This window comes from Jeotgalibaca sp. PTS2502 (assembly GCF_001975685.1).
GTDB lineage: Bacteria > Bacillota > Bacilli > Lactobacillales > Aerococcaceae > Jeotgalibaca > Jeotgalibaca arthritidis.
Window position 1 is genome coordinate 210,905 of record NZ_CP019433.1, and the last position, 25,374, is coordinate 236,278.

The 25,374-nt window shown below is 37.5% G+C and carries 23 protein-coding genes and 1 pseudogene; 5 read left to right on the plus strand and 19 right to left on the minus strand.

From position 1 onward, the window contains the following. Nucleotides 1-147: 147 nt before the first annotated feature. Together BW721_RS11565 and BW721_RS00995 are read right to left on the minus strand one after the other, a co-directional pair. Nucleotides 148-1,592 (minus strand): IS3 family transposase gene (locus BW721_RS11565; protein WP_442905233.1). Its coding sequence is split into 2 segments (ribosomal slippage): nt 148-1,047 and nt 1,050-1,592, totalling 1,443 coding nucleotides; the frame shifts between segments, so codons are not numbered across the junction. A gap of 272 nt (nt 1,593-1,864) precedes the next feature. Beyond that, the gene (locus BW721_RS00995) at nt 1,865-2,566 is read right to left on the minus strand and encodes an MgtC/SapB family protein (RefSeq protein ID WP_076765334.1); all 702 of its coding nucleotides are present in this window, start codon (nt 2,564-2,566) and stop codon (nt 1,865-1,867) included. A 163-nt stretch (nt 2,567-2,729) separates the two neighbouring features. Between BW721_RS00995 and BW721_RS01000 the strand changes: the two genes are divergently transcribed. After that, nucleotides 2,730-3,437, plus strand: coding sequence for an AzlC family ABC transporter permease (locus tag BW721_RS01000; RefSeq protein ID WP_076765336.1), 708 nt, complete (start codon nt 2,730-2,732; stop codon nt 3,435-3,437). Continuing rightward, entirely contained in the window at nt 3,427-3,750 is a 324-nt protein-coding gene (locus BW721_RS01005) for an AzlD domain-containing protein (RefSeq protein WP_076765338.1), read from the plus strand. The genes BW721_RS01000 and BW721_RS01005 overlap by 11 nt, the downstream gene beginning before the upstream one ends. 149 nt (nt 3,751-3,899) lie before the next feature. On the opposite strand, the gene fni is transcribed toward BW721_RS01005, so the two are convergent. The 4 genes from fni to mvk are packed head-to-tail and all read right to left on the minus strand — an operon-like array spanning nt 3,900 to nt 8,012. Beyond that, on the minus strand, nt 3,900-4,958 hold the full coding sequence (gene fni, locus BW721_RS01010; RefSeq protein WP_076765340.1) for a type 2 isopentenyl-diphosphate Delta-isomerase: 1,059 nt from the start codon (nt 4,956-4,958) through the stop codon (nt 3,900-3,902). Nucleotides 4,959-4,972: 14 nt separating this feature from the next. Beyond that, nucleotides 4,973-6,049, minus strand: coding sequence for a phosphomevalonate kinase (locus BW721_RS01015; protein WP_076765342.1), 1,077 nt, complete (start codon nt 6,047-6,049; stop codon nt 4,973-4,975). A gap of 14 nt (nt 6,050-6,063) precedes the next feature. Beyond that, entirely contained in the window at nt 6,064-7,071 is a 1,008-nt protein-coding gene (mvaD, locus tag BW721_RS01020; RefSeq protein WP_076765344.1) for a diphosphomevalonate decarboxylase, read from the minus strand. Further along, nucleotides 7,068-8,012 (minus strand): mevalonate kinase, encoded by a 945-nt coding sequence (gene mvk, locus BW721_RS01025; protein ID WP_198031375.1) that lies wholly within the window; start codon nt 8,010-8,012, stop codon nt 7,068-7,070. Before mvk ends, mvaD begins: the two co-directional genes overlap by 4 nt. Before the next feature lie 333 nt (nt 8,013-8,345). Here mvk and coaA point away from each other — a divergent pair, with 333 nt between their 5' ends. Both coaA and guaA read left to right on the plus strand, forming a co-directional pair. After that, a complete protein-coding gene (gene coaA, locus BW721_RS01030; RefSeq protein ID WP_076765348.1) occupies nt 8,346-9,269 on the plus strand; it encodes a type I pantothenate kinase in 924 nt (307 codons plus the stop codon). A gap of 46 nt (nt 9,270-9,315) precedes the next feature. After that, entirely contained in the window at nt 9,316-10,869 is a 1,554-nt protein-coding gene (gene guaA, locus BW721_RS01035) for a glutamine-hydrolyzing GMP synthase (RefSeq protein WP_076765350.1), read from the plus strand. 67 nt (nt 10,870-10,936) lie between these two features. Here the strand turns inward: guaA and BW721_RS01040 are convergent, their stop codons facing one another. From BW721_RS01040 to BW721_RS01065, 5 genes are all read right to left on the minus strand, one after another. After that, nucleotides 10,937-12,130: a site-specific integrase gene (locus BW721_RS01040; RefSeq protein ID WP_000237798.1), complete on the minus strand. Its 1,194-nt coding sequence runs from the start codon at nt 12,128-12,130 to the stop codon at nt 10,937-10,939. 26 nt (nt 12,131-12,156) lie between these two features. Further along, nucleotides 12,157-12,357, minus strand: coding sequence for a DUF3173 domain-containing protein (locus BW721_RS01045; protein ID WP_000633909.1), 201 nt, complete (start codon nt 12,355-12,357; stop codon nt 12,157-12,159). A gap of 305 nt (nt 12,358-12,662) precedes the next feature. Further along, a complete protein-coding gene (locus BW721_RS01050) occupies nt 12,663-13,730 on the minus strand; it encodes an IS30 family transposase (protein WP_076765119.1) in 1,068 nt (355 codons plus the stop codon). A gap of 552 nt (nt 13,731-14,282) precedes the next feature. Next, the gene (locus tag BW721_RS01060) at nt 14,283-14,513 is read right to left on the minus strand and encodes a helix-turn-helix domain-containing protein (protein ID WP_000845144.1); all 231 of its coding nucleotides are present in this window, start codon (nt 14,511-14,513) and stop codon (nt 14,283-14,285) included. Then, nucleotides 14,510-14,932, minus strand: coding sequence for an RNA polymerase sigma factor (locus tag BW721_RS01065; protein WP_000804878.1), 423 nt, complete (start codon nt 14,930-14,932; stop codon nt 14,510-14,512). Before BW721_RS01065 ends, BW721_RS01060 begins: the two co-directional genes overlap by 4 nt. A 531-nt stretch (nt 14,933-15,463) precedes the next feature. On the opposite strand from BW721_RS01065, the gene BW721_RS01070 reads away from it, so the two are divergent. Further along, a complete protein-coding gene (locus BW721_RS01070; RefSeq protein ID WP_001227349.1) occupies nt 15,464-15,817 on the plus strand; it encodes a helix-turn-helix transcriptional regulator in 354 nt (117 codons plus the stop codon). 57 nt (nt 15,818-15,874) lie between these two features. Here the strand turns inward: BW721_RS01070 and BW721_RS01075 are convergent, their stop codons facing one another. The 8 genes and pseudogenes from BW721_RS01075 to BW721_RS01110 all read right to left on the minus strand — a co-directional run bounded on the left by BW721_RS01075 (nt 15,875) and on the right by BW721_RS01110 (nt 25,278). Further along, entirely contained in the window at nt 15,875-16,060 is a 186-nt protein-coding gene (locus BW721_RS01075; protein WP_413926387.1) for a cysteine-rich KTR domain-containing protein, read from the minus strand. A 100-nt stretch (nt 16,061-16,160) separates the two neighbouring features. Further along, entirely contained in the window at nt 16,161-18,080 is a 1,920-nt protein-coding gene (tet(M), locus tag BW721_RS01080) for a tetracycline resistance ribosomal protection protein Tet(M) (protein ID WP_000691737.1), read from the minus strand. Between the two features lie 15 nt (nt 18,081-18,095). Then, nucleotides 18,096-18,143, minus strand: a pseudogene (locus tag BW721_RS12295) (hypothetical protein); the annotation flags it as partial. 313 nt (nt 18,144-18,456) lie between these two features. Continuing rightward, nucleotides 18,457-19,386 carry a conjugal transfer protein gene (locus BW721_RS01090; protein ID WP_076768611.1) on the minus strand — a complete coding sequence of 310 codons (930 nt, stop codon included), beginning with the start codon at nt 19,384-19,386 and terminating at the stop codon, nt 18,457-18,459. A gap of 16 nt (nt 19,387-19,402) precedes the next feature. Continuing rightward, the gene (locus BW721_RS01095) at nt 19,403-20,425 is read right to left on the minus strand and encodes a bifunctional lytic transglycosylase/C40 family peptidase (protein ID WP_076765352.1); all 1,023 of its coding nucleotides are present in this window, start codon (nt 20,423-20,425) and stop codon (nt 19,403-19,405) included. Next, a complete protein-coding gene (locus BW721_RS01100) occupies nt 20,422-22,449 on the minus strand; it encodes a CD3337/EF1877 family mobilome membrane protein (protein WP_076765354.1) in 2,028 nt (675 codons plus the stop codon). Before BW721_RS01100 ends, BW721_RS01095 begins: the two co-directional genes overlap by 4 nt. Next, nucleotides 22,446-24,899, minus strand: coding sequence for an ATP-binding protein (locus BW721_RS01105; RefSeq protein ID WP_076765356.1), 2,454 nt, complete (start codon nt 24,897-24,899; stop codon nt 22,446-22,448). Before BW721_RS01105 ends, BW721_RS01100 begins: the two co-directional genes overlap by 4 nt. Then, nucleotides 24,883-25,278: a conjugal transfer protein gene (locus BW721_RS01110; protein ID WP_076765358.1), complete on the minus strand. Its 396-nt coding sequence runs from the start codon at nt 25,276-25,278 to the stop codon at nt 24,883-24,885. The genes BW721_RS01105 and BW721_RS01110 overlap by 17 nt, the downstream gene beginning before the upstream one ends. Between the last annotated feature and the right edge of the window lie 96 nt (nt 25,279-25,374).

Below are 25,374 nucleotides of genomic sequence, written 5' to 3' on the forward strand. Positions count from 1 at the left end.
ATTTTATGAGAGTTGACCGATTGGTCAGCTCTTTTTTAATACATGCAATTTGGCTTAATTCCTGTTGTCGACAATACTTCTCATAAATTTCAATCTATCAAGAGTAGTAGCGGAGCGACTCTTGATAGATTGAAACTTTATGTGAAACTATGAAAAGACAATGGAATTAGTATATTGGCTGCGATACTGGACGGGGCTTAGCCATCCTAGTTTCTCTTTAATTCGTTCTTCATTATAATAGTTAATATAGGTGGTAATTGATTCAGCCAATTCTTCAAAACTATGATAAGTTTGACCATAATACATTTCTTGTTTGAGTATACTAAAGAAATTTTCCATTGGTGAATTGTCATAACAATTCCCTTTTCTAGACATACTTTGGAAGATATCATTATCTTTTAAAGTTTTTGAATACCGTTTCATTTGATAAGCCCAGCCTTGGTCTGAATGAAACGTTCTTCTGAATATGCAATCATTTGTACGTTCTATAGCTGCCTTCAAAGCTTCCATCATACTTTCACCGTTTGGCCGTTTTGTTATTTGAAAACTGATGATTTCGCTATTGAATAAATCCATATAAGGATCTAAATAAAGTCTGCCTGTCTGAGTGTTGCCTAACTGGTCCATATAATAGTATTTGAATTCAGTTGTATCAGTCGTAATTTTTTGATGTGGAACTGATGTGTTAAAACGTCGTTTTAAACGATTTGATGCTACTTTCCCTACAGTCCCCTTATAAGACTTATACTTTCTGCTTTTGTGTGAGAAGGCAGTTACAAGAATGCCTAATTCACGCATTAAGCGTAATACTTTCTTCCGATTTATGTGATAACCTAATTTTTTTAACTCGGGAGTCAGTCTTTTATACCCATAATCTTTATTTTTCTCTCTTAGTTTTAGTAAAGCATCTTTGTAAACTTTATCCTTGTCTGGGCGTTTAGATTGCTTCCTAATATAGTGATAAGTTGCCTTTGGAAAGCCAGTTACTCTCAAAATATCAACTAATTTGAATTTATTAATATTATGGAGATTGTAGATTGCTTGAACTATTTGTTTCTTTGTTGCTGTTTCTCTGCTTCCTGCAATCTCCCTAATTCCTTTAAAAATTCATTCTCGATTCTCAAATCACGATTTTCGTTTTCAAGTTGTCTCAGACGCTCAACGTTTACATCTTCTCTAGTTATATTCTTTGGATCCTGAAATACTTTCTTATCAGCTTTCTTCCGTCTACCCATTTTCGGTGGCCTACCTCTCTGTTCTGATAAGCCATCGACGCCTTTCTTGAGGATAGTAGTGCGCCAATTACAAATTAAACTAGGGTTATTCATCCCTAATGAATTGGCTACTTCTCGATAACTCATCTCTGTTGTTTCATATAATTTTACAGCACTAAGCTTAAAATCAACAGAGTAATGAGTTTGATTCTTACTACGTTTCAGTCCTTCGATTCCAAATTGTTGATAGCTATTAACCCATCTTCTTACAATAGATTCTTGTATATTATATTTCTTTGCTACCGCTAGGTAGCCACCATAGTTCCCCAGATAATGTTTTACAATTTCCAATTTAAATTCTAGTGAATATTTTGCCATAAAAATAAACCCCCAAAAGTTAGATTTTTGGTCTAACTTTTGGGGGCCTCTACAGTTTAATCGTTCCGGCTTTTTTTGTTATAGAGTGTAAGATACAACACTCATAAATGAGCTGTATCTTACATTTTTACCTTCTAATGTAACTTACAAGACCGAATAGCTGAGCTGTATCTTACATTTTCACTTTAAACTGTAAGATACAGCGAATTTTTAATGGTTGTAACGACCATTTGAGCCCAAACAAAAAACGATCACTCAAACGTGCAATCGTTTTAGTCTTGAAATGAAATTTCGATAATGCTGTCACTCAGTTTTAAAAAGGATTCAATCATATCATTATGATTAACAGTATAGGGGATATAAATTTTATAATTGAGATGGAAAATAACGCCGTCTGTTGTCTTAAGCATTTTTAAATCTTCATCGGTTGTTTTTAAGTTATGGTCTTTGAAAAACTGATTGAATTTTTCAATGGCAGATCGGTCAGTAACCTTTATATCAAGTTGGAATAGTTCTCCAATTTTTACAATGCGTTTTAAAACATATAAGACAATTAATATAATAAGGCAGGTAACAATCGCTAAATAGTATAAGCCCATACCAACTGCAATACCTAGACCTGCAACGCCCCAAATCGTCGCTGCCGTCGTCAAACCTGAAATGGTGTCCGAGCGCGTTGTTAAAATAGCACCGGCGCCAAGAAAACCAATACCACTAACAATTTGAGCAGTCAATCGTGTAAAGTCAGTTGACAAAACGGATTGTAAATCAGGATTCTCAATGCTCATTCGAATGACCATATAAGAGGTTTCTTTTTGGATAATGGTTAGCAAACAAGCAGAAACGCAAACGACAATATTCGTTCGTAGTCCAGCAGATTGGTGGTTTTTCTCGCGTTCCATACCAATGGCTGCTCCAATCATAATAGCAATGATTAAACGAATGGTTACTTCAACATAATTTAAATCATACATCAGCGATGCTCCCTTCTTTCTATTTATTCTAATCTATTTTCTAGTAGATAGAAAGTTTAAGTTAAGAAAAAGGTTTCATTATAAAAAGATCATTCTAAACGATTGAATGTTAAAAAACTATGATAGAATACAATTACTTATCACCAACATAAGGAGGTTTAACGTGAAAAAAGAAGAATGGCGTAACGGTTTTAAAGCGATGATACCCGTCTGCATTAGTTATTTTCCAATTGGACTTGCTTGTGGTGTTTTACTTCAACAAGCAGGCTTTAATAGTATAGCAGTATTATTGATGAGTTTACTGGTCTATGGTGGGGCATCTCAATTTATGATTGCATCTATGACCATCAGTGGTGTTGGATTTATTGAAATTGTCCTAATGGTCTTTTTCATCAACTTAAGACACCTGTTAATGAGCTCTACGATAGCTGCTCACCTAAAAAACAAATCCAATCTCTTCAATCTGGCATTCGCTCAGTCGATAACTGACGAATCTTATGCAGTAAACATGATGAAATTTAAAATCGACCCGTCGTGGACAGCGAACAAAGCAATGACGGCTGGTGCAGCCACATATGTGACTTGGGCAAGTAGTACAACGATTGGTGCTTTACTCGGTAGTAGTGTTTCTATTTCAACCGTTGTGATGAACTATATGCTGACAGCTATGTTCATTTACTTACTGGTTTCTCAAATTGAAAACTGGGTATTATTTTGGACAACAATTTTTTCTATGGTGAGCGCTGTTATCCTGAAAGTCGTTTTAAAAAATGGGATTGCTATTTTAATTGCCTCTATTATTGCTTCTTTAGTTGGCTTAGGACTAGCTAACTTAAAGGCACGTAAGGAGGAAGTTGTTCATGAATCGTAGTTTGCTCTTATTAATTATTTTCGCTGCAGTGGCGACTTATATCCCTCGGTTTTTACCGATTTATTTATTGCGAAATGCTAATTTACCGATGTGGTTCAGAAAATGGATGGGCTATATCCCGATATCAATTTTCGCAGCTTTGATTGCAACCGATGTATTTTTCTATGAAGACGCGGTTGAGCTGAATGTTTTAACAAATCCAAAATTACTACCATCATTGATGACCATTTTAGTAGCTTACAAAACAAAGAATATGATTTATTCGATACTGGCCGGAGTAGTAGCCATTAGTATCATGGTATGGATGCAATAAATAAGTTCATCATGTCGAGTGAGTACAAAATAATGGCCCACTCGACCTAAAAACGAAGAAACATGTCGACTAGGCAGCTAGATAGTGATGGCTGAACTTATAATCCCCTAGTCTACAAAAAAACTTGGACGCTGAAGCGGCCAAGTTTTTTATGATCGTTTTCCGTATGCCTTATAGTCAATACAACGCATATCGCACCAGTCAATTAAGTCACGGTGGAATATTAAATCAGTTTTTTGCAAATCAGCGACAGATTTGGCTCCCAACAGTGTCATAATGGCAGTGATTTTTTCTTTCCAGCTTTCGATGGTTGCCACTGTTTTTTCAGGACCATTTTCTAAAACCATATGAAGGAATTGACCTGATAGACCAACTGCTTCTGCGCCTAAACTCAAGGCTTTAACCATGTCATAAGGCGTTTTAATCCCACCAGATGCTAAAATGTGAGCATCATTTTTAAGATCAGCTGCTTCTAATAGAGATACGACAGTTGATTGTCCCCAATTTTCTAGATCATCATAAGAGAAGGTGCTACGGCGTGCATTCTCAATAGCAGCAAAGTTTGTTCCGCCACGACCGGATACATCAATCCACTCCACACCAACATCAGTTAGTTGCTTAATGGTTTCACGGCTCATTCCAAAACCGACTTCCTTAACCATAACCGGAACGCCAACACCTTTAACGATGGCTTCGATTTGACTTAACCAAATTGAAAAATCACGATCGCCTTCTGGCATAACTAGTTCTTGAGGTGCATTAATATGAATTTGCATACCGTTAGCCTGTAAAATATCAACGGCACGCTTCGCATTTTCAACCGTATGGTGAGCGCCTAAGTTAGCAAGCACAATCCCATCTGGGTTAACCTCACGGATCACTTTAAAACTATCAGAGAGTTCTGGATGTTTAATCGCCGCACTAACTGAACCTGATGCCATCACAAGACCGCTTGCTTTAGCCACTTCAGCTAGTTGCTGGTTAATTACTTTGGTCTTATCACTGCCACCTGTCATCCCATTAATATAAAAGGGAAGGGGCATATCATAACCGAGTAAATGTGATGCCAGAGAGACATCAGTTGTTGCCATTTGTGGCAATGAGTGATGAATAAAACGAATTTTTTGAAAGTCAGATTGACTAGCTGCTTGATATTGTTTTTCAGCTAATTCAACGTGCTCATCTTTACGAATTGAATCAATAGTCATAATAACGGGCTCCTTTAATTCTTTTGTTCATAAAAGACTTCTAATGGCAGTGGCTGAATACCAGAATTACGCCAATCAGAAAGTAATAATGAAATATTTTTATCTTCTTCTACTAGAACGATTCCGCAGTCGCCACCACCAGCACCAGATGATTTTCCAGCACCTTCAAATGTTTCGGCAATTTCAATCAGTTTCGCTAGCAATTCTGTTTCAATTTTAACACCTGTTTTAGAAGCGAGACGTTGTAACAACTCACGATTTCGCTTAATCCCAATCTTAATAGCATCCACGTCACCTGTTTCAAAGGCATCAATCAGAGCACTTACACAAGTCTTACTCTTTCTTAGGAAAATAGGGAAAAAGTCTTCTAGTTTGCTACGTTTTAAATTGACCTTATCAACTAAATGAGCTGTTGAAGCAGGTGAACCGGTCCAGCCTATTAACAATTTCAATTTCTCAGGCACTTGTAATTGCTTCACCATCATGTCAGGCCAGTCACTTTGGACTAATTCTGTAATAGATAGGTGTTGTTCTTGTTCTAGAACCCACTTACGGTCAAAACAAGCATAGGCAATCCAACCCGTATAGCTGCTGGCTGCAATATCACCAAATGAGCCATTCGAATTAACAGACAGGTGAGCTAGTGAAGCGAGTTTATAGACTAGTTCAGCAGTTACCTCTAAATCATAAAATTTTAGCAAAGCTTTAATAGTCGCAACGGTCACAGCTCCGCTAGAGCCTAAGCCGTATTTTTTTCCTTTAGCATTATCAAGTTCACTTTCAACTGATAAGTGGAAAAAGTGAAGCTCTTTTCCAGCTTCTAAAATGTATTGTTCCGTATATTTGACTGCTTGAGTAATATAGAAGAAGGGATTTTCACGTTCATCAATATAAAGTTTGCCATCCAGTCTTGTCCAAGGAATTGGTAATCCGCCATTTAGAGCGGAGTGGATGGTTCCTTCTTCTTCTGCCTGTTCGACAGTAACTGTGATGAATTGATTCACGGCAACTAAGATGGCTGGGTGTGCGCTTGTCACAACGGCATATTCACCTGCAATAAATAGTTTTCCTGGTGCACTCGCTTGTACCAATGTTCTCTTCCTCTCTAGTTCAATGACCAGTTATTGGCGCGACATTCTTCATTTGTTAGTTGACGAATACCTTGGCCTGGTCCTGTAATCATTAATTGTTCTTCAGAAAAATGTTCTTTAAAAGCATTTTTTATTTGTTCAGCTTGTGAGAGGCGGCAGAGCACCTTCACATTTGGTCCAGCATCCATTGTAACATAACACGGAATGCCTTGGTCACGCAGTTGGTGAGCGATTTGGATAGCTTTCATACTAGCTGGTTCGAAGTAAATAATAGGGGGTTGTGCTGCTAACATAGAGGCATGCATTTTCATCGCACTATGTTCGGCAATTTCACCCATTCGTTCAAAGTTGCGTTCTTTAATGGCTTCTTTAATGGCTTGAATATCTGTTTCAGCTGTTTCAACCCAAGACGGATAATAAGGAGAGGTTTCAATGGTTTGTTTCATGCCAACCCGACTAGAAATCTTCTTCTCAGAACGGTTAACGGCCACAACTAGCATCCCAATATCCCAATCTGCATCATCAACAGGAATCGCACATGAATCGTCAGAAGAGGTTCCTTTGTTCCATTCAACAAAACCACCGTAAATACTTCTCGTTGCACTACCACTACCTTGCCTTGCATAGGTTGATAATGTCTTTAAATCTAAGTTTAATCCACTAGCAATATTAGCAGCACCCGCTAGTGCAGCAAAAGCAGAAGCAGAAGAGGCTAGACCAGCTGCTGTTGGAACATGATTAATACTCTCAACATGAGCAAAGGTTGTTATACCAGCTACTTTTCTAAAACGATCTAAGAAACGGCTAATTTTTTGTGTTTCTTTCTCGGCTTGGGGCTGACCATTCAAAATAAAATGGTCTTGGCTTAAGCTGTCATCAAAGCGAACCAATGTATCAGTATAAAGCTTTTCGAGCGTTAACGACAAACTACTGTTAGTCGGCAAGAAGAGCGCTTCGTCTCTTTTCCCCCAATATTTAATTAATGCAATATTTGTATGAGCCCTTACAGCTGCTTGTGTCATAGACCTTCCTCCTGATTTAATGATGTCATCCAAGTTGTTACCGCACCAGCATTTAATAGAGCAAGACGGATTTTTTCAGCCTCACTTTGATTGTTAGCTAAAGCAATCATACAGCCACCACGGCCACCACCAGTCAGCTTTGCGCCCAGAGCACCAGCTGCCCTCGCTGCTGAAACCAGATTATCCAACTCTTTATTGGAAACACCGAGTTCAGCTAATAAAAGATGGGCTTGATTCATGGCTTCGCCTAGCTCTTTAGCTTCATTTCGTTCGAGGAACCCCTTAGCATGGTTAGCTAGTTTACCCAACAATGCAATTTTCTCTCGACTAATCGGCTGAGCTTCTTTTTCAATAAGATCGGCAATACTTTGCACCGCCTCTTTGGTTTGACCAGTTACACCAGTATCACCTACAACAAGATAAGCATCCATTTTTAGTGAAAAAGGAATAATGTCGGCGCCTTTACGATAGTAAACGGGCGACAAACTACTGGTTGTGATGGCATCTAACCCACTTGGATTACCATGAGCAATTTTTTCAGAAATATTAACCATGTGCATCAAGCGACCATGATCTAAATCAGCATTAAAATAATTATAAATGGCTCGTGTGACAGCAACAGCAACAGCAGCACTTGATCCCATCCCTCTTTCAGGTGGAATGGCACTTTCAATGTTAATAGCTAAGTTCTCATAAGGTTGCCCCAAGGACTCAAGAGCCAGTTCAATGGCTTTTTTAAGACTTTGTAAAACTTCCGGCATATCATCGGCGATGCCGTGGTAATACGAACAGTCTAGTCGCACTGGACCTTCATAGGCTGAAACACTTGCTATCATTTCAACAGCGGGAAAGGGGAGGGCAATGGAGGGTTCGCCATATACAACCGCATGCTCTCCCATCAGGATAATTTTTCCGTGAGCTTTTCCTATATTTGTCGTCATTATATACATCTTCCTTTGCTACGATATCATCATCAAACAGAGTGGATAAAATCGTCAAATCAAACTCATTTATCATACCTTAAATCATCAGATTAAAACAGCATTTTGAACTGTTTTAAAAGTGGTCGTAAACTCTTATTCTCCTTAATTTTATCGGAGGATGTCAATAAAGTAAATTAAACAAGGATTAATTTATAAAAACTTAATTGCCTAATAGTAACTAATTAACTGTTAAACGAATAATCATCATTTAAATCGTAACTTTCTGTAGTAAAAAGCAAAATAAATGTGTTACAATAGCTGAAAATGTTCATGAAATGAAAGGACGTTAGCATGTATACGACTAGTAACTACTATCAAATCGATAGGAGCAAATGGAAAACCTTCCACGAAGAGTCCATTCCACTAATATCTGAACAAAAAATAGAAAGTCTGACATCCTTAAACGATAAGCTTTCTGTGGAAGATGTTCGGGATATTTATGTCCCTCTCGTTGAGATGATAGACCTTTATCAAAAAAATTATCGAAAACTAAGGAAAATGAAAAGTAATTTTTTAGGTTACCCTTATGAACCAGCACCACTGATGATAGGGATAACCGGAAGTGTGGCAGTTGGGAAAAGTACAACAGCGCGTGTTCTCCAAAACTTATTGCAAAAATTCTATCCAGATAAAAATATCGCAATGATGACAACCGATGGCTTTTTATATCCAAATGCTCATTTAATCGAAAATGGCATCCTTGGCAGAAAAGGATTCCCTGAAAGCTATGATATGGAGCGTCTGATTGAATTCCTATTAGATGTGAAAACTGGTAAGCGCCATGTGAAGTCACCTGTTTATTCGCATCATATTTATGATATTGTGCCGAATGAGTTTGATGTTGTCGATCGTCCTGATATACTGATAGTTGAAGGGATTAATGTGTTACAATTACCATCCAACCAGCAAATCTATGTGAGTGACTTTTTCGATTTTTCAATTTACGTGGATGCGGATATTGAGAATGTCGAAAAGTGGTATTTAGAACGATTCGAAATGCTGATGGATCGGGCTAAAGACCATCCCGATAACTACTACTACAACTATGCCATAGGAGATCGGCAAGATGCGATTAACATGGCTAAGGCAGTTTGGCGGTCTGTCAACTTAAAAAACCTCGAAGAATATATTGCACCGACAATGACGCGTGCTGATCTGATTATTCATAAATCTGATAATCACTTTATCGACTATCTTCAGATCAAAAAATATTAATTATGGTAATAACATTTAAAAAAGAAGCATGGAGGGACCATTTCAAATGACTACAGATTTATCATCAATGGAAAAAATTATCGTTTTGGATTTTGGGAGTCAATATAACCAATTATTGACTCGTCGAATTCGTGAATTCGGTGTGTTCTCAGAATTACTATCACACCGCACAACAGCAGAAGATATTAAGAAAATGGATCACGTAAAAGGAATTGTATTTTCAGGTGGACCAAATAGCGTGTATGAAGAAGGTTCATTTACAGTGGATCCAGCCATTTATGATTTAGGGATTCCCGTCTTAGGCGTTTGCTACGGCATGCAATTAATGACTGCACAATTCGGAGGAACAGTAGAAGCTGCTGGGCAACGCGAGTATGGCCAATCAGCAATTGAAATTTTAGATGTGGAAAGTGGTATTTTCAAAGGATTAGACCGCTCTGAAACGGTATTAATGAGCCATGGTGACCTAATTAAAGATGTTCCAGTAGGCTTTAAAGTAACAGCAACAAACGCACAATGCCCAGTTGCCGCATTTGCAAACGAAGAAAAAAACCTATACGGTGTTCAATTCCATCCAGAAGTACGTGCTTCTGAACATGGTAATGATATGTTACGCAGCTTTGCCTTCGACATCTGTGGCTGTAAAGCTGACTGGTCAATCGCAAACTTCATTGACGTTGAAATTGAAAAAATTCGTGAAACAGTAGGGGACAAAAAAGTCTTACTAGGCCTTTCAGGGGGCGTTGACTCATCAGTAGTTGGTGTGTTACTTCAAAAAGCAATCGGTGACCAATTGACCTGTATTTTTGTTGACCATGGGTTACTACGTAAAGGCGAAGCAGATCAAGTAATGGAAAGCCTATCTGGTAAATTTGGCTTAAATATTATTTTAGTTGATGCTAAAGAACGCTTCTTGTCTAAACTAGCTGGCGTTAGCGATCCAGAACAAAAACGCAAAATTATTGGTAACGAATTTATCTACGTATTCGATGACGAAGCAACTAAATTGAACGGGATTGAATTCTTAGCACAAGGAACACTTTATACAGACGTTATTGAAAGTGGAACAGAAACTGCTCAAACAATCAAATCTCACCACAACGTTGGTGGACTACCAGAAGACATGCAATTTAAATTAATCGAACCATTGAATACCTTATTCAAAGATGAAGTTCGTGAATTAGGAACAGAATTAGGTATGCCTGATAGCATTGTTTGGCGCCAACCATTCCCAGGACCAGGACTAGGTATCCGCGTACTAGGTGAAATTACAGAAGAAAAACTTGAAATCGTTCGTGAGTCAGACGCAATTCTTCGTGAAGAAATTGCAAACGCTGGTTTAGAACGTGATGTATGGCAATACTTTACCGTTTTACCAGGCATTAGAAGTGTTGGTGTTATGGGAGACGGACGGACTTATGATTATACAGTTGGTATCCGTGCCGTAACATCTATCGATGGTATGACATCAGAGTGGGCACGTATTCCTTACGAAGTCCTTGAAACTATTTCAAAACGAATCGTTAATGAAGTTGCACACGTTAACCGTATCGTGTATGACATTACGAGCAAGCCACCAGCGACTATCGAGTGGGAGTAGTTGTAGGAGAGCCAGAAATCCTTGTTTATCAAGGGTTTCTGGCTCTTCTTATTTTTTTACTGCACTTTTATTGCACTTTTTTCATTTCTTTGTTTCGCAAGTAGTCTACAGTAAATTGATTCTTTGGTGAAGTATCATAATTTTGTTTTGCTTCTTTAAAGGAAATGGCTCCATTTAATTTGTTAGCTACCTCAAAATTACTGTTAGGATAAAGATGTCCATACGTTCCTAAAGTCGTCTCAATATCTTCATGTCCTAAACGGTCTTTAATGATGAGTGGGTTTTCTCCCATACTGATTAACAAGGAAGCATGCGAATGCCGTAAACCATGAATTCTGATTCGATGAATACTAGCCAGCTTAGCATAGCGTTCAATAGCATGTGCTAGCGTATGTTTTTGGGTAGGAATACCGTTATAGCTCATTACAAAGTCTGTCTGAATTAGATTTTGTTGTGCTTTCTTCCATTCGGATAGATAATTTAGAGTACATTCATCTAATACAATATGACGAACACTCGCCTTTGTTTTTGGTTCAACAAATCTATAATCCGATTGATTCTTGTAATAAAGTGTTTTGTTGATGGTTAGTACTCCAGAGTCAAAATCAATATCTTCCCATTGAATGGCAGTAGCTTCACCAATTCGCATTCCAGTCATAAATAAAAACCACAGAGAGATAAATAAAAAGTGTTGATAGTAATCTTCTTTATAAATTAGAGAGATTACTTTTTCAAATTCTTCTTTTGTCCAAAATTCAATTTTAGACTTTTGCTTTTTCACATTGCCAATAATCTTAGATGGATTTGTGGTGGTTATCCCAAGGACAATTGCTCGATCCATAGCAACTGAAAATAGTCCTTGAACAGCTCTCACATAAGAAGACTTACATTTCTTTGATAATTTTAGTTGCCAATTTTGCACATCAATAGGCTCAATATCGGAAACAGCCATTTTATCAAAATAAGAGAAATGTTTCTTAATAGTTGGTAAGCGATTTTCATATGTTCTGAGCTTTACCTGTGTCTTATACCATGGAAGAAAAATTTCAAAGATATAATGATTAAACGTCATTTTATCCTTATTCTCACTTAATTCTTCTGGTTTCATCAGTAGTAGTTTTGAATATTCTTCTCTTGCTTCTTTTTTAGTAGTGAATCCACTACGATATTTTTGAATTTTTTTTCCTTTAGAATCATAACCTAGATTTGCACGAAAATAATAGGTTCCATTCTTTGCTTTTTTTATTGGGTCTTTAACCATAGTTTTTACTCCTTACTGTGCAAAAACTACTCAGACCTGTTTTCATTTGAAAACCGAATTCCTAGAATTTCTTCAACAGCTTCACGAGGGACTCTATCTAACTTTCGAGATTGATAGTAGGTATGCCCTTTTGTAATCATCAATTCTTTTGCTTTTTTTATGATGTCTGCTGAAAAAGAAGTTCCATATCCTAGCTCAACTAAATCTTTTTTTGTGACCGTTATCATTATTACTCCTTTCCCATTATAGGCTAGGAAAACTCCAATATTCACCTATAATTATAGCTTAATTGCAATATCAAATGCATAAAAAATTTTAAAAACCTTTATAGACAGCGAATTACTCAATAATCCAGTATTACCAATGGTTTGAAGCCTTTGTTGGCAGTGTGTATTTCGTCCCTTACCATTTTTCAGGTGAGTTGTTGGTGGTTCTGACCCAAGAGAATAGGTTGGCTGAGTCAAGAGAAGGAGCGAAGCGGCTCTTGACTCAGCTAAGCTGTTCTCTTATCCTATAAAACCAACAAAATACCTTAAGCTGCTTGTAACTTAGCTAACTCTTCCTGCAGGCGTTCTGCAGGTGTTGCATAGCCCATTATTTTTCTCGGTCTGTCGTTGATCGTATTAGTTACTGCCAGTAAATGTGCATAAGACAATGGACGCAGAGTGACTCCCTTTGGGATAAATTCTCGGAGCATGCGGTTGTGCCTCTCGTTCGTTCCTTTCTCCCAAGAAGCATACGCATGAGTAAAGAAAACCTGAACATCTTCAGTAATGCCTTCGATAAGCGACAGACTTGAAAACTCAGATCCGTTATCAGTTGTTAGGGTCTTAAACTGTTCCAGTCCCTGTTTTCTCATCAAATCAAGAACACCTTTTTGAACCACTATGGCACCTTTTCCCCAAACTTTCTTCGTTAGACAGTAGCGGGTTTTCCGTTCAACCATAGTGATGATGACAGGCTCATTTTTTATTTTCTTGCCTAATACTAAATCGACTTCCCAATGCCCAAAATCTTCTCTAGAGAGTATTTCTGGATCGCGTTCTTCGATACTGCGACCTAAGTGCTTAGCGTTATGACCTTTCGGTTCCGAAACGTTTTTCTTGCGTGGCCGCATCCGGGTCTTCATAGGTAAATCGATATTACGGATTGGGAGTACGGCAGCATTGATCAAGGCGTAAACTGTTTTCGTGCATGGTACGTGTTCGTCAGGGTGCGATTTTCTGTAAGAGTGTACAAAAGTATCCACACTATGAATCCGTAACCCCTTCATGGGTGCTAGATTTTCAGGTAAGGCAGCAAGGAAAGCTGCAGAATATTTATGATGATTCCGCGCATGCGAGTTCTCACGATTTTCTTTGTAAACCCGAGCGCCTGAGGCGGCAATATACTGCTCGTAATAATTGTGTTGATAGTCAAGTTGGCGCGTTCTGCCGCGTTTCAACTCACGAGAAACAGTCGATTGGCTGACTCCTAATTCACGCGCCATCTCCGCTTGTTTATAGGTACCGATTTTAGCCATCTGTTCCAGCTTTCCCCGTTGAATATCAGTAAGGTGTGTGAAGGTGCGGTTTTCTATGATACAATTATTATTAGTCATGTAGATACCCCTTATACTTTTGGTTTGGTCGCTTATAAGTATATCGTATCTACATGATTTTTTCGTTTATTTCCTTATGCATTTCATTTTACAATTTACCACCTATAATTATATCAAATATTTTTATGATAATACATTGACAAGAGAAGAATATCCCAGCAATCGAACAGCTCTAGCAAAGCTCACGGGCATTTCACCCCTGCATGATTTTCATGTAGCCGTACCCATTGTCTGCGACGCTACTAACGCTCGGACTGTGGCTATACGGGAGTATCATTATCACGATAAGAAAGTCATGGCAACAATCCTGCTAAAGATTGTTTACGAAGTTTTAACATGAATCGCTCGCTATCTTCATAGATCATGGCGTGTTAGTTCGTTGGCTCTTTTCTTATCGAAACGTATTCGATTGGCTTTATTCAATTGTCAAAGAACGTTTGGCTTGTTAGCCTATCAAAACATACTGAACATACAGTAGGCTTTGATGGAATAACAAACCTCCCAAATCGGGAAGCGTGGAACGGTTCAACACGCTTCCACGAAAAAATGAGATTATTTAATTTCGAACGCTAAAATCTTGGTGATGAGTTTTGTTTCCATTCTGCCACGTAGGGTTTCATCAATAACCATATGAGAATTGCCATATTCGTCTGTCATGCGACGCAAAGAACGTTTTGAGGTATACCCTCGATAATGTTTAACAATCTGATTAATTGCTTCCACGTCGCCATCTGTCGCCTTTACAATGAGGGGGAAGGGAACCCTTGGATAGGCTGTTTTCATTCTTTACACTCCTTCATGAATTCTTTAATCATGGCTAGTCCACTTATTCGATGACGATAAACTGTTGAACGATTTACATTTAGTAATTCTGCAATTTCCACATCACTCATATCCATAAAATAATGAAGTAAAATGATGTTCCGCTTGTTCTCTGGAAGGTGGCGTAAGGCTTCGCTTAACAAATCACTTTCAACATTGATTCTTAATCCATACAATGTGAATAGTTGAAAATCAGTGACATACGTATCAACCGTAGAAAAAGAGGTGACAAGGTAGTTATCTATTTCAGAAAATGAAACTTCTTTTTTGGACAGTCTGCTTAGATGTTTGAAATAATCTTTCCGTTCATCTTCAATGGCTTGTTTGCAGATATAGTCAAACTGATTTTCTATGGTTTCTTGAAAAGAAGATGGTTTCATGTTTTTCACCCCCTTTCTGTCGTGAAAGGGAGTGGCATGTACTTCTTTATCTCCCTTCATACTAAGTCCCGACACGAAAGGGGGATTTGTTGCATAAGTGAAGAAAAATCTTAAAAGATATTCACGAAGTAGCCAAAAAAACACATAAACAGATTGTTTTCTCTGTTCATGTGCTTCAATTGTTCTGTCTATACGATTTGTAAAACCACATTGATGGTCATATTTATCTAGTGTAGGTGGGTAAGTTTTTTTGATAAGAACCTAATTAAGAGAATTAGATAGTGACGTATCTTTTTCATGGCGACTGTGACCTCCATTCAGTCGCCAATTTTATCTACTTTTTAGCAGCATAACTAAATTTTATATAGTTGTATGGGTAAATAAAATCAGCGACCTTTCTATTTGAGATTGGATTTATCACATTCATAAGCATAATAGCGCTCTTAAAAGAACTCACAAACTACATAACACGTTTTTCTATACCTGTTTCCACTTGGATAGGAACAGTAAAATGTATAGAGGTGGTTTATTATGCGTAAAAAAGAAGATAAATACGATTTTAGAGCCGTTGGTCTAGCGATTAAAGAGGCTCGAATAAAACGTGGTCTCACCCGTGAACAAGTAGGAACAATCATTGAAATTGACCCACGTTATTTAACAAATATAGAAAATAAAGGGCAACACCCAAGTACACAGGTGCTTTATGATCTTGTATCATTACTCCATGTGTCTATTGATGAATTTTTCTTACCTACAGATAATTTGATAAAAAGCACTCGAAGGCTACAGATAGAAAAATACATGGATAGCTTTACAGACAAAGAACTATCCTTAATGGAAGCACTAGCAAAAGGTATCAATGAAGCAAGAAATATTGAAGGCTAGTCAGTAAAATTCAGATAAACAAAAAGAGCCGATAAGATGAGAGTTTCATTTCTCAAATTATCGGCTCTGCGTCTTGGCGTCTGGCTCTTTGATTGTTATTATATTCATTTTTTGAACATTAATTAAAGTTTCGTTCTTACATTTGGGGCAGTATAAAGGGAAATTTTTAAGTATAGTATCCACTCGTATTCGTAGTCTTGTTTTATTTCCACAAATAGGACACAATATCCACTTGTAGTTTATAATAACAATCTCCTCCTTTCCACTTTAATTCAAATCTATATTAAAGAATATTTCATCTTATTTAATAAGAAACCATATTTATATAACAACATAAAACGCACTAAGTTATTTTATTGAACATATATCTTACTTTATCTATCCGACTATTTAGACGACGGGTCTGGCAAACAGGTTCGCCAGTGGTAACCTGATATCCTTTTAGCTCTGCTAAACAAACACTAAGCCCATTTGTAAAAAAAGTTAAATCATTGCGATAATCTTGAATACATCGAGCAGGAATTTCTCCAATAATAATGACCTCATTATTTTTCAGTTGAGTATTTACGATATTTGCACAATATTTGGGAGCATCGTTATATGCCCGTGAAAGATATTCCTGTGGTGCATAAACTTTAAAACTAAGATATGGCTCTAACAATTCTGTTCCAGCTTTTCTAAAGGCTTGCTCCAGTACAATAGGAGTAAGCATCCGAAAATCTGCTGGAGTACTAACAGGGCTATAGTATAAACCGTACTTAAAACAGATTTTACAATCCGTCACATTCCAACCATATAATCCTTGTTCGCAACCATAGCGTATCCCTTCCATAACTGCATTTTGAAATGATTGATTTAAGTATCCAAGAGAAACCGAGCTCTCATACTGCATTCCACTTCCCAACGGAAGCGGTGATACAGATAAACCAATGGAAGCCCAGAAAGGATTTGGCGGCACTTCGATGTGAATGGTATATTCTGCATTTTTTAACGGTCTCTCCATATAAATGACTGTAGGCTCTTTTAGTTCTATCTCCACATGATACTTTTCTTGCAACAGTGCACTAATCACTTCCATTTGTACTTTCCCTAAGAAAGAAAGTATAATTTCATGTGTCGTAGAATCCACGTAATATCGTAGAAGCGGATCACTATCTGAGATTTCCAAAAGGGCATCAAGCAACATTTCTCTCTGTTCAGGTTTACTCGGTTCAACAGTTGTTTGTAGTAGAGGGTGCGGATTTTCAATCTTTTTTCTCTGTGGCAATAGTTTTGTATCTCCAAGAACACTATTTAACTTCAAAAACTCATTTTGCAAAATAACAATTTCTCCAGAATAAGCTCTATCAATCTTACATAATTCACCATTTATTGAAGTATACATTTCTGTAACTTTTATTTTTTCTTTTTCTGATACTCTAACCGAATCTCGTAAATGTAGTACTCCACTATAAAGGCGTATATATGCAAGACGTTGTCTTTTTTTTGTATATTCAATTTTGAAAACATTTCCGCAAAGTTCAGACGGACCTCGATGTGTTGATGAATAAAATTTATTAGTAATAACTTCTATAAGGTTATCAATCCCTATATTACTTTTTGCACTTCCATGATAAAGAGGGAACAGAGAACAATTCTGAAATCTTATGCTTTCCTCTTGTTCGAGTTCCAATGCTTCTAATGATTTACCGGACATATATTTCTCTAAAAGGTCATCGTTTCCCTCTATTACCGTATCCCATTGTTCAGATTCGGTAAAGTTCGTCACACACATATTAGGATACAGTTCTACCTTCTGTTTGATTACAATTTCGGCAGAAAGTTTCTCTTTAATATCCTGATAAACCGTTGATAAATCAATTCCATTTTGGTCAATCTTATTGATAAAAAAGATTGTGGGAATCCCCATTTTCCTAAGTGCATGAAATAATATACGAGTTTGTGCTTGTACGCCATCTTTTGCAGAAATCAGTAGAATTGCCCCATCTAAAACTGATAATGAACGATATACTTCTGCTAAGAAATCCATATGTCCTGGCGTGTCTATGATGTTCACCTTCGTATTTTCCCACTGAAAAGAGGTTATTCCTGTCTGAATTGTAATTCCTCTCTGACGTTCTAAAAGCGTATTATCCGTCCTCGTTGTACCTTTGTCCACGCTTCCTAATTCTGTAATCGCTCCACTGTTATATAATAAGCTTTCTGTTAAGGTAGTTTTTCCTGCATCAACATGAGCTAAAACTCCAATATTAATAATTTTCATGTGATTTTCCTCCATTCAAAAACCCAAAAGGGCATAAAAATCCCAGTGATAAATACTTTTATCACTGGGATTTTTATGCATAACCATAGGTATACAAAGCATACAGATATTCTCTGGATACTTTAGAATCACATGATAAAGGTATTCTTAAACTGGGTACAAAAAACTAAGCCCTCCTAAAAAAGGACATCTAATTATTTGTTCCCGCTATCAAATTGACAGTTTATTTAAGAATACCTTGCCGCATATTTATTAACTCCTTTTAAATAGTCACTTAAATAATAGCACGTAAGAGCATATTTGTAAAGGAATCTCCAATTTTTTATCAAAAAGAGTACATGATTACAAAGTATCTGTAATCATGTACCAATATTTGTTATTTTACAATCTTCCAATTATCTTGTTTTTCTAATATCAACTCAAATTGCGAGATTTGGGTTGCCTTTGTTTCTTGATCTAAATATTTCACAGCCACATTCACGATTACTTGGTTATCCTTTTTGGTATAGATAGGATCCACCAATTCCTCGAAAATATATTCCTTGTTAATCATAGGTAACGCATAATCACTTACATAGTAAGTTAATTCTTTTTCTGTGGCAGTAGGATAGAGCTGGAAGAACGTTTCTAAAAAACTATTGATTTCGTCCGTTGTTTCTGTATCTACTGTCTGATCACTTTCTAGCTGCTTAGGTTGGTAGTCCGACTTTTGAGGTTTCTTACTCATTGTCGGATTTTTGACAATAACCATATTATCTAATTCATCTACATGGACAACCACATGAAAACTAGAAGAGATTGTTTCCTTGTCTTTGTCTTCGGTAATGACTTGTTCAATAGAAAACAGTACCTCAAAGTTGTTCTCATTCACTTGAGAAACCTGCCACACCTGTATATCATTCACACTAGAACTGGTAGGAATATCCTTACGAATCATTTCTTCATTTAATACCTGCAATTCTTCCGTCAAATACTGGGTCAATTTTTCATTTCGTTTATCAATGGCTTCTTGGGATTGTTGCCACGAAAAGTAGTCTTTCGCAAAGGATTTCACAAAACTTTCTACTTGGTTGGTATCGACAATCTGCTGTTCAATGATTTCTGTTTCATGGACAGTATGAGTGTCAATGGCAGTAAAATTTTTACAGATTCCAAACCCGACACTACCAATCAATAAAACCCATAAAACAAAGGTTAATTTCTTATGCGTGCCAACTTTAATCATAGGAATCTTTTTTTGTTTGCTCGTTTTTTTAGATTTCTTTGGTTTCTTTGTTTTTTCTTTTCGTTCGATTTTAATAATCATTTGATTCATTCCTTTCTTAGTCATGAATAACCCGTCTAGCCCCAATAAGATGTTCTTGCCAATAGTTGTTATTAAGGTCTGTATAACTAATTGGGTCACCTGCATGGAACATTTTATTATCCCCCACATAAATGCCAACATGGGTCACATACGTACCTGCATTATAGGTCGAGTGAAAGAAGATAAGGTCGCCTGCTTGGGCTTCTTCCATAGAAATTTCTTGGGTAGCGTCATACTGATCTTGAGCGACACGTGGGAGAGTAATGCCTGCTTTGTCATACACCCATTGTGTTAAGCCACTACAATCAAAAGAGGTAGTAGGTGAAGCCCCTCCAAAGACATATGGAAAGCCTTCGTATTTCAAGGCTTCGTCCATAATCACTTGAACGGTTTCATCATCAAATTCTGTTGGGGAAGTAGCGGTTAGGTATTGCGAAACCAACTGAACATAAAACTGATTTCCATAGTTATATCGCCAACCACCATTCACAGGTATGGCTATGGGATTGGGATAGTCTGCTTTTTGACCACCCGACTTCTCTTTAGAAAACTGTTCGGCTAATTCATAGGTATATTTTTTCCCATGATTCCCCATATAATTTAAAAAGCCACCGCCATAATTGTAAGATTGGATAACAGAATCTATATCCACTCCTTGTTTTTCTGCACTCGCTATTAATTCACTAAAATATTTAACCCCTTGTTTGATGGATTCTTCGGTACTCAAACTGTTGGGCGGTAAACCCAAAGATTCGGAACTTTGCATAACATCTTCTGCTGTACCGCCTGATTCCACTTGCATAATGGCTAAGATATAAGAAACATAGTCTTCCATTCCATATTCCTTACCATATTTTTCAACCAACGGACGGTGTGCCAATACTTCTGGTGAAACGGTCACACCGCCTTGTGGAATAGAAGAATCCTTGTCGTTTCCATCACTTTCCGTATCATCTGCAAAGAAAATGACTAGGAACAATAAGAGAAAAAAGAACAGAAAGAAGACCACACTACAAATCACTGTTATTTTTAGCTTCATGTTTGTTGACCTCGCTTATCCGTTCTTTTATTTAGCTTCCTCTGATTGAATTGCTTCGGTGGCGTCTTTTGCTTTTGCTCTTTTTTCAATGGTCGCTGATGGGTTTGGCGGTCAATATTTTGTGATACAACGGGCGTGACAATTTGCTGACGCTTGCGAACATGCTGTTGGTTTTTCTGAACAGGAGGTGATGGCTTTTCTTTTCGTCTTTTTTCTTTTGCTTTATCCAGTTCCAAACGCTTTTGAGCAATGTTCTTTCGTTTTTGCTCCTGCTGATTCATACGCTGTTGTTTACGTTGAACTTTGGTATCTACCATCGATTGTTTAAAGTCTGTTACATGATGAGTGACATTCTCTTTTCCTTGATGAAGGGCATATTTGACATGGGTTGGTGTCGCCTGTATCTGTTGTTTTGCCTGCTTTCCTTTATCGACTAGACGATTTTTCGTGTCTAATACATGGGCAGTCTTTTCACCTAATCGTTGCCCGATACCGCCTTGTTGCTTTTTCTCATTGGAAAGTGCTGTTTCTTTCTTTGGTGTAGTCCGTTCATTTTGACGAGTATGGTTAGCTTTATTGGTTTGATTCTGCTTTGTTGTCATTGTTTTTTGCTTCGTTGAGCCTGCTTTTCCACGGAAAATCTTACTCATACTGCGTTGAAATCTTCTGGTTTGCCGATTCATCATTTGACGAGGTCTGCGGAAGACTTGTCTGCCCATGTTTTGAGAATCGTTGCTTTGTAAAGAGAACAGGCTCATTAAATCGCCCAGTTTAAAGTAAATCCCTGCAAAGGTCACAATTTGTAAAAACATAATCATGAAGAAGGGAGAACTTGATGACAGCGAATAAAGCATAGTGGAAATACTAAAGGCAACGGTAATAATCAAGGTAATACCAGCCCTTGTCATAATCACATTAAATAACTTGGTAATGGCACGCCTGCCTATGCCATCAAAACTCGGCAACATACTTAATAGGAAACTGATCGGCAAAAACATAGCGAAAATAATAAATAGCACTTGCGAAAAAATCATGATTCCTGTTAGAAGGAAAACAAAAATCGAGATACCAATATTGAATACAAACAAAAAGAAGACCGTTCCTAATCTGGAAATCGTCTTCGGTAGGGTTAAATTGGTATTGTCATGGTCTTCAATTTCTTCAATCACTACATTTTCTCTATCTTCACCATTGTTCGTGTCTGGACTGGTAGACAATAAACTTTCCACACGGTCTTCCCCTAACGCTTCTACATCAGTGGAGCCATATTGAAGCAATAGCCATGGTTGCTTGACTTGAACAGAGAATAGGCTGTCACGTGTCATGTCCACACTGTCTTTCCCTTGACTATCGGTATTCGGAAGAACAATTTTTGTCCCAATATCCAGACTGGCGGTACTGACATCTTTGGAAAAATCATTGATTTTCCCAATATAATCGGGTGCATACGCAATAAAGGAAGCCGATAGAATAAACACCACAACAAAGTTTAAAACAGCTCGTATCGCTTTTGTCGTTTCTCGCTTAACCAACCCTGTATAGGCAACATAGATTCCAACAATGAGAATAAAAAGAAGGAGGAAACCGACATAAAACCCTGAACTGGAAAAGCCATTTGGTGTAATGCCTGCAATCGTCTGCATGTTTTCCCCAATCGATTGGGAAGTTTGACTAATAAAATCTAAGGCATAGGCTTCTTTCACCAAATAACCCGTGGCGTTTGATAGATAAAGAGAAATTGTCCAAATAAAATTAGTAATGGCATATAGTCCATACATCACCGATTGCCCTATGCCATCACTCCAATTCCATGGAAGCCAGCCCCAGCTATTGTCTACATAAAAATCAAGCTGATAATGATTCAACCCATACTTGGAATACTCATTGCTTGTATCAATGGTTTCATCAACTAAACCTGTCGCTTGTACGGCATTGCCCAGCGTGCCTAATAAAAGTAAAATAACGCCCACACAAAGGAGCGTTATCCAACTATAATGAAGAAATTTCTTTTGTTTTTGTGTCATTCTTCCACCTCATTTCGCACAGGCGGTCTGGTATCAAAGGCATGAAGCAACTCTTCAAAAATCGGGTGAAACTGCATAACCCCTACACGTCCGTAGATGTCTGAAACTAAACATTGTCCATTTTCTAATTCACGTAAGCGTTTCTGATTGTTTTCATCTTCCTTGTCCACGCCAAAAAATTCTAAGGTCTTTTTGATTTCCACTAGGTCAGTCGAACGAAAGGCGAATTTCAAGCCAATATTATTCTTCATCTTTTCATCTAGTAAATCGTCGGCGTTTTGAGTGACAAAGTAGACCCCAGCATTCATGGCACGTCCTGCTCGAACTAATCGCATAGATAGAGCTTTTCCTTGTGCTACTTGTAAAAAACTCCAAGCCTCGTCAAGGTCAACAATTTTAAAAATGGAGCGGTCAGAGTGGATAAAATCTAAAGCAAAGGTACTAATGACAATCAGCATTGCCACACTTAATAATTCCATGGTAGTGTACTCTTCAAAATAGCTATCGGAATCGGGTAAGACCAAATCAGCCACTTGAATAATATTGAGCTGCTTTTCCAAGCTAATGGATTGGGTGACATTGCCATCACTGAATAACAAATGGGCAAAATCATAATCGACAAAGCTTTCGATATGGTCAGCAATACTATTGCTGATGGGCGTATCTTCTTTTCGCAATTCATCAATCACCAATAACAACCCTCGTTGTTCACTTTGAGTGACACTCCGAATAGCTTTACGCAGAACAGGGAACTTCTCACTATCTCGGCTGGAAATACCTGTTAAGAACGTGAGAATATCAATGGCTAGGCTTTCTGAATCTTTCGGGAGTTTTAAAATCACATAAGGGTCAAGTAACCCTTTATTGTCGTTCTCACTCGTGAGATTAACAATATTGATTTCATGGGCAATATCAGGTAAGGTTTCTTTCCATTTACCACGTTCAGCTTTTGGGTCAACAATGATTGCCTGTCCGCCAAAGAGTACTGAATAATAGACCAGCATATTGTTAGAGAATGATTTTCCGCCACCTAAGGAACCAATAAAAGCGGACGCTAATGCATTTGTTACAGAGCCTTTAATTCCTTGACTTGCAAGGCTAGGTTGGAGATAAATATTTCTGCCTGTATCGAGATTGTAACCGACGTAAATACCAGAATTTTCACCAAGCATTTGTGTAGCACCAAAACCAAGACCAGCCAAAAAATCCGACGTGACATATTGAATATAGTCATTGATATATCGCTTGCTTGAGGGAATAAATTCATTATGCAAGCCTAGCATATCACCAAAAGGTCGTACTAATTTGATAGACAGATCATCATAAAAATCTTTCACTTCATCACAACGTTGTTTCAGCTCATCTAAATTCTTTGCCGATACCCGTACCACATAGCTTAGTTTGTACATAGATTCTTTGGTTTGGTCTAAGTTGGTTTCTAATTCATCGACAGATTCTAAAGCGTCCACCACATTGGTACTGGTTTCGTTATCACTTTCCCATGCGTGGCTATCTAAATCTTTCAGTTCTTTCTTTTTATTGCGAACGGTAGACAAGGCTTTTTTATTGGCGACAATTTCAACATTCATACTGGTATCAATGGGGAAAGTAAACTGCTGTTGCTGGTAATAAAAAATTTCACTATTAGGGAAATCCAATTCACCAACAATACTGTTAATTGTAAAATACGCCACATAAGTGGTGGTATCTTCCTGTTCAATCCGTAAATAGCGTTGATTTTCTTCGATTAAACAGCGAGTAGGTTTGAGAATATCGTATTTCTTTACCAGTACTTTTTTATCTTCGTATCGTTTTGGTAAATGGTAGTCGTAGTCATCAAAAGGGACACCTGTTTGCCCGTAAAGATGTTCAATAATATAGCCAAAATCATCTTTCCCCAATTTACGAATATGAAAGCGTCTGGATAATTTGCTTTCTAATAACTGTTCCATCTTAGAAAAGCGTTCGATTTCCGCCATAGGCATAGAAACAAAATCACCCATTAGTTTGTGATTCACACCATGAAAGAATTCCGCAAATGCTTTTTGAATTTCTTTCCCAACATTTTTTACGGATACTTCCTGTTCATTGAGTAAGAGTTTAAAACCAATAAAAAAGCGATAGTCCACTTGATTGTCACCAATCATAGAAACTAACGCTTCGGTCTGTTCATCTATTTTTTCGTAAGCTATCTCTTTTAATCGTCCAGTGATTTCTTTTTTCGATTGTTCCTGTGTGGCTCGAATACTTGATTCGGTTGCTAGTTGTAGAGCATGAATCTTGCCATCACGATTTTGGGCAATCAATTGACGGAAATTATCATGAACTTGAATTTTTTCATCGGAACTTAAAAAACTGTAATTATAGGGAATTAATTCATAATAAGCGAATACTTCGCCATCATGATTAAATACGAGATTATCTTCCATATATTTAATCGGGTATGCCATCTAGTTGTTCACTCCTTACAATCGTAATCGATTCATTCATTTTTTCTTTTTTTAATCGTATTTGTTTGCCGGCATGGGTTACTTTAGGACGTAGAGCATAGGTAATGATAGATTTTAAAAATCCATAGGGTTTCTTTCCATCAAAGGTCTTTTGGCACATGAACCAAGTGAGGACAACGGGAATCCCTAAGTATTTGAGTAGTGCTCCGTCAATCAAAGAAAGTGGTGGTAAACTGCCAAAAAGTATGACGACAAACAAAGAAACGATAAACCATGTCATTTGCGTGAAGGTAATTGGGAAAGGGAGTTGTAAATCATTAATCGCATAAATCACTTTTTCTATTGACCAAATACTGGTGTAACTTCTTATTTTTTTCATGTCTTCACGTCCTTTCCTTAAAAATAAAAAAGGGACTGGGAAAAAACTCAGTCCCTGAATAAAGAAAATCCCCAACTCTTTCTAAATTGAAGGAGT

Bases quoted from the DNA above. Each gene is read 5' to 3' on its own strand.
- BW721_RS01045 (WP_000633909.1), bottom strand. From the start codon at position 12,357: ATGATAACGGTCACAAAAAAAGATTTAGTTGAGCTAGGATATGGAACT.
- BW721_RS01070 (WP_001227349.1), top strand. From the start codon at position 15,464: ATGCGTAAAAAAGAAGATAAATACGATTTTAGAGCCGTTGGTCTAGCG.
- coaA (WP_076765348.1), top strand. From the start codon at position 8,346: ATGTATACGACTAGTAACTACTATCAAATCGATAGGAGCAAATGGAAA.
- BW721_RS01005 (WP_076765338.1), top strand. From the start codon at position 3,427: ATGAATCGTAGTTTGCTCTTATTAATTATTTTCGCTGCAGTGGCGACT.
- BW721_RS01060 (WP_000845144.1), bottom strand. From the start codon at position 14,513: ATGAAAACAGCCTATCCAAGGGTTCCCTTCCCCCTCATTGTAAAGGCG.
- BW721_RS00995 (WP_076765334.1), bottom strand. From the start codon at position 2,566: ATGTATGATTTAAATTATGTTGAAGTAACCATTCGTTTAATCATTGCT.
- BW721_RS01090 (WP_076768611.1), bottom strand. From the start codon at position 19,386: ATGATTATTAAAATCGAACGAAAAGAAAAAACAAAGAAACCAAAGAAA.
- BW721_RS01105 (WP_076765356.1), bottom strand. From the start codon at position 24,899: ATGGCATACCCGATTAAATATATGGAAGATAATCTCGTATTTAATCAT.
- BW721_RS01100 (WP_076765354.1), bottom strand. From the start codon at position 22,449: ATGACACAAAAACAAAAGAAATTTCTTCATTATAGTTGGATAACGCTC.
- BW721_RS01065 (WP_000804878.1), bottom strand. From the start codon at position 14,932: ATGAAACCATCTTCTTTTCAAGAAACCATAGAAAATCAGTTTGACTAT.
- BW721_RS01095 (WP_076765352.1), bottom strand. From the start codon at position 20,425: ATGAAGCTAAAAATAACAGTGATTTGTAGTGTGGTCTTCTTTCTGTTC.
- BW721_RS01050 (WP_076765119.1), bottom strand. From the start codon at position 13,730: ATGACTAATAATAATTGTATCATAGAAAACCGCACCTTCACACACCTT.
- fni (WP_076765340.1), bottom strand. From the start codon at position 4,958: ATGACTATTGATTCAATTCGTAAAGATGAGCACGTTGAATTAGCTGAA.
- guaA (WP_076765350.1), top strand. From the start codon at position 9,316: ATGACTACAGATTTATCATCAATGGAAAAAATTATCGTTTTGGATTTT.
- BW721_RS01040 (WP_000237798.1), bottom strand. From the start codon at position 12,130: ATGGTTAAAGACCCAATAAAAAAAGCAAAGAATGGAACCTATTATTTT.
- mvk (WP_198031375.1), bottom strand. From the start codon at position 8,012: ATGACGACAAATATAGGAAAAGCTCACGGAAAAATTATCCTGATGGGA.
- mvaD (WP_076765344.1), bottom strand. From the start codon at position 7,071: ATGACACAAGCAGCTGTAAGGGCTCATACAAATATTGCATTAATTAAA.
- BW721_RS01110 (WP_076765358.1), bottom strand. From the start codon at position 25,278: ATGAAAAAAATAAGAAGTTACACCAGTATTTGGTCAATAGAAAAAGTG.